Here is a 12,850-nt window from a genome sequence, read left to right on the forward strand (position 1 = left end):
GTGCTCCACTGCTTGTCGGTTTAGCTGTTCAGAATGGGCTCCCTTCAAACACCGGGTATCTGGGACATGATGGACGCAGTATTCAAGAAAATAGACTTCCTTCTGTGTGTCTTTTTAGTTTTAATTCTCTCCCTCTCGTCTCTAGCTCAGCAGAAGCAGGAGCGCGCAATCGACTCGCAGCAGCCGCTGCAGGTAGACCTTCTCGCGCCGCTCGACGTAGGAAAGCTAAACTCTGGAAGCCGCATCTTCGCCAAAGCCCGTATCGAGTGGAGTACATCGACCTGTCACATGCGTGCAGGAGCTACAGTCTCCGGCCACGTCATTGAAGTCGTCCGGCACTCCAAGGACAGCAAAGGCGCAAGCCTCACCGTCCTCTTCGACACCGTCGACTGCGAAGGCCATCCTGCTCACATTCCCCTCAACGTCTTCGCCATTATCGCCGCCGTTCAGCCCTCACAGGACATTCCCCTCGCCGACTACGGCAGCTTCGGCGCAGCCAGCACAGGACCACACATGGGCGGCGGAGGTGGTGGCGGAGGAGGCCACGCCGCAGTTCCCATGGATCGCAATCAGGACATTGCCGTCACCGCCTCCGGCAAGCCTCTCACCCTTCCTGCAGTTATCGAACCCGGCCAGGTCTTCGGCCAGAAAAACCTCCTTCTCGCCGTAGGAACAGGCACAGACGGCGGCTCCACCCTATCCTCACCCCGCGGCAATTTCCGCCTCGAGTCCGGCTCCCAGCTCGTACTCATGCGAAAGCCCGTTGTCTCCCCCGCAGCCGAAACCGCCGTCGTTGCCTCAGCAAAAACCTCGTCCTCCTCCACCGAGACCGCCGAATCCAAAGCCAGCGACACCCAGCCTCTACCACCACCGCCAAAGCCCGAAGTCGACGAGACCGACATCTGCACCTCCCCATGCACCGTCCTCTCGTCCTCAACAGACAACAACCCTGCCTCGGCCGGAACCGCCTCAATTCTGCCCACTGCCCCCTTCGGCTACATCCCCCACGAAAGGGCGGAGTACAACGCCCTCAATCACGAAGCCGCCCTTACCTTTTTGGACGACCACAACCTCCTCTTTACCTTCGATCTGCACAGAATCCGTCACCGCTACAGCGACGGCGTCCGCACCGAGACCATCCGCATCATCCGCGCCGTCATCGTCGACCCTGTCACCCACCAGACCAAACGCGCCACAGACTGGCAGGTTCAGGGCAACGGTCAATACCTCTGGCCTCTCGGTCACGGCAGGCTCCTCGTCCACCTCGGCCACACTCTCAACCTCATGGACGCGCACCTCGAGTCCATCCGCTCTATCCCCGTCTCCGGCCAGCTCACCTTCGTCTCTCTCTCTCCCGACGGAATTCACATAGCCATTGGTACGCTGCACGAGCGTCACAACCGCGAGATGCACGACCAGCTCGCCGAGATCATCCACAGCGAGCCTGAAGAGGACGTCGATGTTCAAGTCTTCGACGACAACTTCAAACTCCTCCTCACCTCATACCAGACCACCACCCATCCGCCGCCCGTCCTCTCCAACGTCGGACAGATCCGTGTCATCTCCACCAAGCCCAATCACTGGCGCATCCTCGAATACACCTGGGACCGCAACACTCGCGTCATCGCCGATCTCCTCTCCGCCTGCCGCCCCGAGATCTCCACCCCGCTTCCGCAGTCGCTCTTCCTCGTTGGCTGCAACACCTCGCCCCTCAGAAACTGGTATCGCGTCCTTCGCTCTGACGGCCACCCCATCCTGCTCGACCCAGGGTCTTCGCGCGAGATCGAACAGGCCGCATCCAGCGACGACAACAGCCAGCTCGCAGTCCGTGTCGTGCACACCGACCACACCAAGGCCAACGGAGACTACTTCCACAAGGAAGATCTGGTCAGCCAGCAGATCTCCGTCTTCCGCGTCCTTGATGGCAAGCGTCTCTTCGGCATCTCCGTCAACGCCTCCCTCGCCGACCAGTCCTATGCGCTCTCACCATCTGGTGACCGCCTCGCCGTTCTCACCGACGGAAGAATCTTCCTCTACCCCATGCCCACATCCGGCAACACTTCAGCCACTCCACCCCCGTCCACGTTACCGACAAAACCTTCATGAATACTCGCCGCCCGTGGTGACAACACAAAACTGATTTGTCGAGTTGGATGGGAAGTTGCGTGGCAGGAGCTATGATGTTGCTCGCTGCAAAATTCGCAAGATACACTCTGCTGAATCCATCGCAGGTGTTTCGGGAACTTTCAAGTGAACGTCCAGGAGAGCTCATGTTTAGAGGTAAGGATGTCAGGCAGTTTGTTGTTGGAGCGATCTCGCTTGCTGCGATTTGTGTGTTTACGGCTGCGGCGGTGGCGCAGCTGCCGTTGGAGACGCAGGACCGTAAACAGCAGGAAGGAGCCCAATCCCCTGCCGCTGGCGGCTCGAGTACGGGGGGGGCGCACGCCGCGGTGTTGGATGCGGAGAAGCGTCCGATTACGGCGGGAGGCTTCGTGAAGACTGGGCCGATTATCTTTCAGGACATCGCGGCGAAGGCCGGGCTTGCGGGATGGAAGCATGAGATGGGGACGCCGGAGAAGAACTACATCCTGGATACGATCGGTTCTGGGGTTGGGTTGATTGATTACGACAACGACGGCTGGCTCGATATATACATGGTGAACGGATCGACTGACGATGCGATGAGTGGGAAGAAGCCTGCGCCGCATGCTGCGCTCTTTCACAACAACCATGACGGTACGTTCACGGATGTTGCGGCGAAGGCGGGGGTGCAGAACGACCGGTGGGGATTCGGCGTAGCCATTGGGGACTATGACAATGATGGCTGGCCGGATATCTATGTCTCGAACTTCGGCAAGAACAGGCTTTATCACAACAACCACGACGGCACCTTTACCGATGTTGCGGAGAAGGCGGGGGTTACGCTTGGCAACTGGTCGACTGGGGTGACGTGGGGGGACTATGACGGTGATGGGCGGCTGGATCTGTTTGTTGCGGGGTATGTGCACTACGATCTGAGCGCGCAACCGGAGTCGGGCGGTAAGGCGTTCAACTTCTGCGAGTTTCGTGGGGAGCGGGTGATGTGCGGGCCGCGCGGGCTGAAGGGTGAGAGCGACCATCTGTTTCATAACAATGGGGACGGCACGTTTACGGATGTGAGCGTTAAGGCCGGGGTCGCCGATACGGCGGGATACTACGGTCTGGCCGCGGCTTTTGTGGATATCAACAACGATGGACGGCCTGATCTTCTGGTTGCGGACGACTCTACGCCGAACTATCTCTACCTGAATAAAGGGGATGGGACCTTTGAGGATGTCAGTTATATCTCGGGATATGCGCTGAACAAGGATGGGCGCGAGACCGCGTCGATGGGCATTGCGATTGGGGATTATCGCAATAACGGTCTGCTGGATCTGTATCACACGACGTTCTCGGACGACTACAAACCGCTGTATCGGAACGATGGCGATACAAACTTTACGGACATCAGTTATGAGGCGAATATAGCGGAGATTACGATCCCTTTTCTGGGTTGGGGGACTGCATTTTTCGACTATGACAACGATGGATGGAAGGATCTTTTTACCGTGAATGGGCATGTGTATCCAGCGGTGGATCGCACGGCGTGGGGTACGACGTGGGCGCAGCGGCCGTTGATGTTTCACAACATCAAGGGGACGAAGTTCGAGGTGGTTCCTGCGGTGGAGGGGACGGGTTTGGCGGAGGTGATGCCTTCGCGGGGCATGGCGTATGGGGATCTGTTCAACGATGGGAAGGTGGATGCTGTTGTAAACAATATGGATTCGGCGCCGGCGCTGTTGCGGAATGTGACGGAGGAGCAGAATCACTGGATCGGTTTCAAGCTGGTGGGCGGGGCGAAGAGTCCGCGGGATGCGATTGGGGCCACGGTTTACCTGACGGCGAATGGGATGCGGCAGCGCGAGGATGTGTATAGCGGCGGCAGCTTTGCTTCTTCGTCGGATCCTAGGCCGCACTTTGGGATTGGAAGTGCGACTTCGGTTGAGAAGGTTGAGATTCATTGGCCCAGCGGGGCGAAGGAGGAGGTTGTGCCTTCGGGGGTGGATCGGATCTTTACGGTGGTGGAGGGTAAGGGGATTCAGAGTGCTCCGGCGGGGAAGAAGCCTTAACTTTTTCGGCTTCGGTTTTTGATTTCTTTGTGCACTTTTTTCTGCGTGGTGGTGGAGCGGAGAAGTGTGGAGTTTGTTGGGCTTTTTGGAGGGGGTTTTGCAAATTGGTGTGTTTTGGTGTGGTAGTTTGCTGGTGAGTTTTGGTAATTAGCGTGGTGAAGATGGTTGGTTAGCTGCTGGTTTTTGGAAGGTGGAAAGTACGACAGGTTTTTGCAGTTTATTTTTCGGGGTTGGACTGGTTTGCGGGATCGCTGTTTGGTCTCCACCTTTTGATTGAGTTTTTCGTCCACCCTGGGGATCTGTTCACCCTTGGTTTGTGGAGACTATGATCCTGTGGCGTCGGCTTCTTTCCCCTACTCCTTCTGCTGGTTCGCGGTTTGGCTTCAGGTTGGTTGCAGTGGTTGGGGGGAATGTTGGAATTGGATACAGAGTTGAGAGAAGTTTGGAAGTACGTCCGGTTGAGGCTGAGGAAGACAGGCTGATGCGGCGGAGATGCAGTGAGGTCAGGTTGTCGTGCCAGTGAAGGCGAGTTTCCCGGTGAAGACGAGTTTGTCAGGTCGGCTAGATCGCAGGAGCTTGAGGGTGGTGTGCCTTCTTGGTCTTGTGCTCGCGACGGCAGTGGCTGGTCTTGTGGTGGGGCTGCCGGGGGTGAAGGCGGGGAGCGAGACGGACGATGCTGCGGCTGCGCGGCTGGCTTACAACCAGAAGATTGCGGAGAAGTACAACTTTCGCTACGGCAAGGAGTTCCCGTTTCTGCCTTCGAATGCGAACACGGACACGGGGCAGTTCATCGATCCGAAGCAGTTTCTGACGGCGGATTATTGCGGGCACTGCCACAAGGAGAGCCATACGCAGTGGAGGGAGTCGGCGCACTCGAATGCGAATAGGGTTCCTTACTACCTGAGGAACGTTGCGCTGCTGAACGACTCGAAGGGGATTGAGTTTTCGCGTCACTGCGAGGGGTGCCACGATCCGATTGCGCTGGTGTCGGGTGCGTTGACCGAGGGTGCTCCGAAGAAGCGGCCTTACGACCAGGATGGAGTGACGTGTACGGTGTGCCACTCGATACAGAGTGTGGATACGCGGGGCACGGGAAGTTACGTGATGGGGACTCCGGCGGTGCTGGTGGATGACGATGGCAAGCCGATTACGCGCAAGGTTTCGGATGGGGAGATTCTGGCGCACCTGGATCGTCACAGCAAGGCGGTGATGCGGGATTTGTATCGGACGCCGGAGTTCTGCTCGGGCTGCCACAAGGCTGCGCTGCCGCGTACGCTGAACGACTACAAGTGGCAGCGTGCGATCTCGCTGTATGACGAGTGGCAGAACTCCTCGTTTGCGAAGCAGTCGCCGCTGCCGTTCTATGTGAAGGACTCGGTTTCGACGTGCCAGACGTGCCATATGCAGCGGGAGAAGCTCGTGTCGACCGACTCCGGTGCGAAGAAGGGGGAGCTGGCGTCGCACCGATGGCTGGGGGCGAATACGCTGATCCCGAAGATCTACGGGTACGACGAGCAGGGTGCGCGGGTGACGCAGTTTCTTGAGAACAGCGTCTTCAACGTGGATATCTTCGGCATAGAGCATGGCGAGATGTTGAACGGGGCTACGTGGAAGAACCTGGACGCTCCGCTGGGGTTGACGAAGTTCAACGTGGCGGCGGGCGAGGTGCTGACGGCGGATGTGGTGATCCAGAACAAGGGGATTGCGCATAGCCATGTTCCGGAGCAGCGGGACATGTTCGAGTCGTGGGTGGCGTTTACAGTGAAGGATGCGACGGGGAAGGTGCTGCACCAGAGCGGCTTCATCAAACCGAACGGCGACCTGGATGAGACGGCGCACAGCTTTACGAATCGGCTGATCAACGTGAAGGGCGAGTTGAACGATCTGCACCAGGTGTGGACGAACCGGGTGGTGGCGTACAACAACACGATTCAGTCGGGGCGGTCGCAGATTGTGCGTTACTCGTTTGTGATGCCGGAGGCGACGGTGGGACCGATTACGTTGACGGCTACGGTGAAGTATCGCCGGTTCGATCAGCACTTTGTGGACTTCGGCATGAACAAGCGGCAGTACGAGCAGCCGATTGTGGATATGGTGTCGCAGACGCGGACGATCCAGGTGGGAGAGAACAAGCCTGTGGCTGCGGGGCCTGCGGAGAATAAAGAGTGGATGCGGTGGAACAACTATGGCGTGGCGCTGCTGGATGCGCAGCAGTACGCGGCTTCTACGCATGCGTTTGAGCGGGTGGCGGCGCTGCGGCCGGACTATGCGGATGTGTATACGAACATGGCCATCGTGGAGATTCAGTGGGAGCGGTACGACGATGCGCGGCCTAATCTGGAGAAGGCGTTGAGCCTTGCGCCGGACAATGCACCGAATAATGCGCCGACCAGGGCTCGGGCGCTGTACTATCGTGCGTTGGTGGAGCGCAATATGGGGAAGATGGATGAGGCGATTGCGGATCTGCAGAAGGTTGCGGCGAGCTTTCCGCGCTCTCGCGATGCGCATCGTGAGCTTGGCTTCTCTTACTATCAGCAGCACAAGTACGATCTGGCGCGAGCGGAGTATGAGACGGTGCAGACGATCGATCCGGATGACCTGGCGGCGCACTACAACCTTGCGATTCTGTATCGGCGGCTTGGGTTGAACGATAAGGCGAAGGTGCAGGCGGCTTACTTCGCGGACCAGAAGGATGATCCAACGGCGAGCACGTATGCGCTGGAGTATCTGCGTGCGCATAAGGAGATTGCGAACGAGAGCGTGGTGTGGCACACGCATGAGATGGATTTGCCAGCGAGGCCGGATGGTACGGCTCCGCAGATCGTTGCGCCGATGTCGTCTTCGATGAGTGGCGGGAGTTTTTAGGAAGACGGACGGTACTTTTATTTCTCTGCTATTTTGTTTTCCATTTTTTAAATTTATTCGCGCGGTAGATGTTCGCGTAGTTGGGAAGAGTCTGGATCTTGTTGCTCATGCGTGATGGTCGAAAAAACTTTTGCTCTCTGGCTGGGGCTTTGAGAGCGGCTGCGGTGGTTGTGGGGTCGTGCGGGTTGACGCTGGGTGGCGCTGGATTTTTGGGTGGGCTGCCGCATGGGAGTGTTGGTGTGGTTCATGCTTCGAAGGATAGTGAGCGGGCGGGAGCGGTGCTGTTTCATGAGAAGGGGTGTGAGCACTGCCATGGCGCGGATGCAAGGGGGACCGATCAAGCACCGGATCTGAGTACGGTGGGAAAGCGGTTGAAGAAGGAGCAGATTGCGCACCAGATTCATGATGGCGGCGCGTCGATGCCTGCGTTCGGGGATGTGCTGCAGCAGGATGAGATTACGGATCTGGTGGATTTTCTGCATGCGAAGCGGAAGGCTCCGCGTGGTGGGATGGTGAAGGGTGGTACTCCGTAGGTTTGTTCTGCTTCTTTTCTTTTAAGACAGGCACGGCGTGCTGCGCGCACGGCGCGATCTGCCATCGAGGCTGACGCGCCTTCGGCGCCATTCTGGGGTGGTTATGTGAGACAGGCGACTGCTCGAGGGCTGGCTACCAGAAGTAGGAGGCTTCGATCTTTGGTGTGCCGGGTTCGCCGTTGATGATCTGGGTACTGAGGACGATCTCCATATTCTTCTTGTTGCCGGCGGCGCGGGTGAGGCGCTCGAGCTGGGCGAGGTCGTTGGGGTTGGTGAGGAACTCGCCGGCGGCGATGGTGCCTCCGCGTCCGATGCCCGCGGTGACGATGGCGATGCGACCGGTGACGGTGTCGGTGAAGCGGGCGAGGATGGCGTAGTCACTATAGATATTGGTGGCCATCTGCTGGGTGCGGTCGACGGTCCAACGGGTTTGGCTGGCGCTGTCGACGATGCGGAACTGGCTCATGTCGGGGTTGTTGGCGAAGTGATAGCGGAGGCCCTTGGTGAGGCGGAGGGTCCATGCGTTGTCGAATGCGCCGATGAAGATGGTGGGGCCGGCGCGGAGGTCGGTGAGGGTGGTGACGTCTTCGCCGCGGAGGGTGAAGGCCTTGCCGTCGGCGTGGAGGATTCCGGCCATGTGGACGATGGGGCTGAGGTCGTCGATGACGACGGCGGTGAGGTTGTCGGTGAGGGTGAGCTGGTGGGTGGGGTCGGCGGCGTCGCGGAGGGTGATGGCGGCGTACTTGCTTTGGTCGGCGATGCAGAAGAGGACGGGGTCGTTACTGCTGAGGATGGGGCCCCAGAAGAAATCGAATGGGGTGCGGTGGTGGGCGTTCCAGAGAAGGGCTCCGGTGGCGGCGGCGATGACTAAGAGGACGCAGAGGGAGAGGAAGGCGGTGCGCCAGGGATTGGTGGGGGGTGTGGGGACGGGTTCGTGGTGGTGGGGGATTGCGGGTGGGTCTGGGGCTTGGGTTAGGTCTGTGGGGCGGTCTGCGGGGTTTGTGGTCTGCGCTGTGCGTGGGGTGGTTGAGGGCCAGTGGAACTGCGGGATGTAGGAGCCGGGTAGGAGGGAGATGCGGAGTTCTTGCTCGTGGCCGGGGTCTTGATAGTACTGGGCGATGCGCTTGCGGATCTCGGCGGCGGTGACGCGGACGATGGGGTCGGAGGAGGTGTCGTAGTCGGCGGGCTTGCCGAAGATCTCGATGCCGAGGGTTCGCTCTTTGAGGTCGTCGGTTTGGCCGGAGAGGGTGTGGTCGATGACGAAGCGGAGGAAGGAGGGGAAGCGGCGGCTGTGGCTGAAGTGGGGGTTGGCGAGGAGGCGCTCCATCTGGAGATGGATGGCGCTCTTTTGTTCTTCGGTGAAGCCTCCGGGAGTGTTTGTTATCGAGTCAACCAGCATGGGTGGCCATCCGCAGATGAGGGATTATAGCGTAAATACAGTGTTACTGGTATGGAAGGATGTCTTGTGTAAGTGCAGATGATAAAGGGGTTGCGGGAGAATTTACATGTAAAGAGAAGGAGTGCTTGCCGCAAGGACCTTACGGAGGGCGGTGAGGGATACCTATAAATCGGCCGTTCGACATTCCTGAACTTTCTGGTTGCTCTGTTGGTGTCGTGATGTTGCGCGAGGCTTGGCGGAGTGGCTGGGGTTCGGCTTTTTGGAGGCTACTTTGAGACGAGATGGATTTTATAGGCGCGGAATTTTGATTCTGCTCGCGGTGCTGGTGTGCGGCGTTCCATGGGCGCTGGGGCAACTGGCGGTGACGACGGCGACGTTGAGCGGTACGGTGACAGATCCTTCGGGGGCGTTGGTGCCGCAGGCGTCGGTGCAACTGGTGAGCGGGGAGAACGGGATCAAGCGGGGGGTGGTGACGGACGCGAGCGGGCGCTACTCGTTTACGCAGCTTCCGCCTTCGACGTACAGCCTGACGGTTCAGGGGAAGGGCTTCAAGGAGTACAGGCAGAACGGGATTGTGCTGGATGCGTCGGTGAGCGCGAGCCAGAATGTGGCGCTGACGGTGGGGTCGGAGACGCAGGAGGTGGTGGTGACGTCGCAGGCGTCGCTGCTGAATACGGAGAATGCGAATATCGCAGCGTCGATCGATGCGAAGCAGGTGGTGGAGCTGCCGCTGAATCTGCGCAACGTGTATGGGCTGGCGACGCTGAACTCGTCGGTGAACAATACGTCTGAGGGGCAGATGCTTCTGGGCGGCGGTGGGCCGAGCACGGATAACGCGGACCAGGATATTTCGTTCCTGAACTTTGCGGGAGGGTTCTTTGGGACCTCGGCGTTTCTGCTGGATGGGGTTTGGGACACGGACCCGGAGTGGGGCGCGGTGATCTACGTTCCGTCGGTGGATGCGGTGTCGGAGTTCAAGGTACAGAACAACTCGTTTACGGCGCAGTATGGATGGAGCACGGGAAACGTGGTGAACGTGGTGTCGAAGTCGGGCACGAACCGTTTTCATGGAAGCGCGTACGAGTTTTATCGCAACGATGCGCTGGATGCGAATCTCTGGTTCAGCAACCATAACGGGTTGCCGCGCGAGAGCTTCAACCGGAATCAGTATGGCGTGTCGGCGGGCGGGCCGTTGTATATTCCGAAGTTCTACCCGCAGAAGGAGAAGACGTTTATCTTCGGGCTGTATGAGCGGTTGACGCTGGCGACTCCGACGAATAGCACGTTCACAGTGCCGAACGGAGACTTTCGCGCTGGCAACTTCAGTGCGCTGCTGGGCGGACAGGGTAAGGACAGCGCAGGGAATCCTGTGGTGGATGCGCTTGGACGTCCGGTGCTGGTGGGGCAGATCTATAACCCGCGGAGTACACGCGCTATTACGGCTGGACAGGTGGATCCTACGACGGGACTGGTTGCGACGCGCACGGGATTTATTCGCGATCCGATACCGAACAACGTGATTACGTCGGTGGGGAGCATTGACCCGATTGGCGCGAAGCTGGTGAGCTACTATCCGACGGCTGCAACGTCCGCGCTTACGAATAACTTTGCAGCTACGGGGACGGCACCTGCGCGGTCGAACGAGTATTTGATTCGCGTGGACCACAACATCAACGACTCGGCGAGAGTTTACTTTCGCTACTCGTATAAGCAGGAGTTCAAGACGGGTACGCCGGACTACTGGGGAACGAGTAACGAGGCAGGGCCTGGAAATGCGAGGCCGAACAATCGGTACAACCTTACGGCTGGTTACAGCCAGATATTTAGTCCGACCTTTACGATGAACCTGACGGCGGGTGTGTCGTTGTGGCATGAGACTTCGACGAATCAGTCGAGGGGTTTTCTGCCTTCGACGCTTGGGCTTCCGAGTTATCTGGATGCGAATAGTCCTGAGTTTCCGATTGTGAACGTCGGTGGGCAGTCGCCTCTGGGTCCGCTGACGAATGAGACGGTGACGAACCATGGGCCGGTGGGAAGCGTTGCGCTGGATCTGATCAAGACGCGTGGACATCACACGATCAACTTCGGGTTTATGTTTGCCGAGCTTGAAGACGATCAGGCTAACTTCTTTCAATCGACGCTGGACTCGGGTGGGACGTTTACGTCTGGACCGGATCCGAATAATGCAGTTCCTTTTACTACTGGAAATGGGCTGGCGCAGTTGTTGCTTGGAGTGCTTGATAACTCGGGTAGTCCGACGAACACTGCGACGTCGACGGGGACTACTTATAATCCTGCGGTTGCGACGCATTACTTCGGCGGGTATGTGCAGGATGACTGGAATATAAGGCCGAGGCTGACGTTGAATCTTGGCTTCCGGTATGAGGTTCAGACGGCGCCGACGTATCGGCATAACGTTGCGTCGACGTTCAACCCGACTGCGCCGAATCCGATTGGGCAGGCGCTGGGAACGACGGTGCCGGGCGAGTTGCAGTTTCTCTCGGACAGCCAGCGCAGCGTGTACAACACGAACTTCGAAAACTTCGCTCCGCGTATCGGCTTTAGTTACCAGGCTCCGGGGAATCTGATTATTCATGGTGGGTATGGAATTTTTTATCCGCCATCGATTACGTGTTGCTTCCCTGGTGAGAGCGCGGGGTTTGCGAGTTCGACGATCTCTCCGGTGACGCTTGATTCGATTAGTCCGAATCCTGCGGTGACCATAGCGAATCCGTTCCCGAATGGTTTTATTCCGATTACGGGGAGTTCACTTGGAGGGTTGCAACAGGTGGGCAATGCGGTGACGAGCGCCTTCATCAATCGCAAGTCCAGCTATGTGCAGCAGTATATGTTTGGCTGGCAGTGGGGGATTTCGCCGAACGATTCTCTTGAGGCGGACTACGTCGGCAATCATGGACTGCATATCATCAACTCGAATCTGAACAGGGCTCAGCTGAATCCGCAGTTTCTTGGACTGGGGCCGGATGCTTTGAATGCGCAGGTGCCGAATCCTTTTTTCGGCGCGATTCCTGCGGGTACGAGCAGTTGCGCGCTGGATCAGCCGACGATCGTTCGGTCGCATCTGCTGTCGCCGTATCCGCAGTATTGCAATGTGACGGAGAACGATCCGCCGGCGGGATTCTCGAACTACAACGCGCTGCAGGTTTCTTACAATCATCGCTTCAGCAAGGGGTTGACGGCGCTGGTGTCGTATACCTACTCGAAGTTTCTCGACAACGTGGAGGGAAATAACTCGTGGTCTTACTCGGGTAATCCGGGGCCGGCGAACAACTACAATCTGGCGGCGGAGAAGAGCGTGGATGGATCGGATACGCCGCACAGCCTGGTGGCGAACTACATCTACGAGCTGCCGATTGGACGTGGGCGGGCTGTTGGCGGAAACATGAATCGTGCTGCGAACGCGGTGGTCGGCGGATGGGAGGTCTCGCAGATTGCTACGTTCAAGACGGGCATTCCGTTGAGTATCAGCGGCTCGAACTATAACTCGTATGGCGGTAATCCGAGGCCGGATGTGGTTGGGGATCTTCATGTCGCGCATCCGAGTGTGGAGGAGTGGTTCAATACGGGGGCGTTTGCGTACGCGCCGTATGGAACGTTCGGGACGGCTCCGCGTTTCTTCTCGACACTACGTGGTCCGGGGTATCAGAACTGGGATACGTCGATTATGAAGAACTGGCGCTTCACGGAGTCGATGCGTCTGCAGTTCCGCGCGGAGATGTACAACACGTTCAACCATCCGCAGTTCTACGCTCCGCAGGGAGGAGGCGCGTCCTATACTGGCTGCGACCCGAATGCAGAGTCTACATGCCAGTCAGGATTGGGACAGATTACCAATGCATTCCCCGCGAGAACGGTGCAGTTCGCAGGGAAGTTCTATTGGTGAT

General features: G+C 58.4%; 6 protein-coding genes. 5 read left to right on the forward strand and 1 reads right to left on the reverse strand.

What is annotated here, in order from left to right:
• The first annotated feature begins 33 nt into the window (after positions 1–33).
• The 4 genes from GSQ82_RS14670 (at position 34) to GSQ82_RS14685 (ending at position 7,546) form a co-directional block, all read left to right on the forward strand.
• Entirely contained in the window at positions 34–2,106 is a 2,073-nt protein-coding gene (locus GSQ82_RS14670) for a hypothetical protein (protein WP_216847091.1), read from the forward strand.
• Positions 2,107–2,270: 164 nt separating this feature from the next.
• Positions 2,271–4,148, forward strand: coding sequence for a CRTAC1 family protein (locus tag GSQ82_RS14675; RefSeq protein WP_158792974.1), 1,878 nt, complete (start codon positions 2,271–2,273; stop codon positions 4,146–4,148).
• A gap of 582 nt (positions 4,149–4,730) precedes the next feature.
• Positions 4,731–7,013 carry a tetratricopeptide repeat protein gene (locus GSQ82_RS14680; protein WP_254061657.1) on the forward strand — a complete coding sequence of 761 codons (2,283 nt, stop codon included), beginning with the start codon at positions 4,731–4,733 and terminating at the stop codon, positions 7,011–7,013.
• Positions 7,014–7,120: 107 nt separating this feature from the next.
• A complete protein-coding gene (locus tag GSQ82_RS14685) occupies positions 7,121–7,546 on the forward strand; it encodes a cytochrome c (RefSeq protein ID WP_158792975.1) in 426 nt (141 codons plus the stop codon).
• A 133-nt stretch (positions 7,547–7,679) separates the two neighbouring features.
• Here GSQ82_RS14685 and GSQ82_RS14690 read toward each other — a convergent pair whose 3' ends face one another.
• Complete coding sequence (locus GSQ82_RS14690; protein WP_158792976.1) at positions 7,680–8,945, reverse strand: hypothetical protein; 1,266 nt, start codon at positions 8,943–8,945, stop codon at positions 7,680–7,682.
• A 271-nt stretch (positions 8,946–9,216) separates the two neighbouring features.
• Here GSQ82_RS14690 and GSQ82_RS14695 point away from each other — a divergent pair, with 271 nt between their 5' ends.
• Positions 9,217–12,849 (forward strand): carboxypeptidase-like regulatory domain-containing protein, encoded by a 3,633-nt coding sequence (locus tag GSQ82_RS14695; RefSeq protein ID WP_158792977.1) that lies wholly within the window; start codon positions 9,217–9,219, stop codon positions 12,847–12,849.
• The last annotated feature ends 1 nt before the right edge of the window (position 12,850 follow it).

The sequence above is a fragment of the Granulicella sp. L60 genome (assembly GCF_009765825.1).
In the GTDB taxonomy this organism is placed as follows: domain Bacteria; phylum Acidobacteriota; class Terriglobia; order Terriglobales; family Acidobacteriaceae; genus Edaphobacter.

Excerpts from the sequence above, each read along its gene's own strand:
- GSQ82_RS14685 (WP_158792975.1), top strand. The coding sequence starts at position 7,121 with ATGCGTGATGGTCGAAAAAACTTTTGCTCTCTGGCTGGGGCTTTGAGA.
- GSQ82_RS14675 (WP_158792974.1), top strand. The coding sequence starts at position 2,271 with ATGTTTAGAGGTAAGGATGTCAGGCAGTTTGTTGTTGGAGCGATCTCG.
- GSQ82_RS14670 (WP_216847091.1), top strand. The coding sequence starts at position 34 with ATGGGCTCCCTTCAAACACCGGGTATCTGGGACATGATGGACGCAGTA.
- GSQ82_RS14690 (WP_158792976.1), bottom strand. The coding sequence starts at position 8,945 with ATGCTGGTTGACTCGATAACAAACACTCCCGGAGGCTTCACCGAAGAA.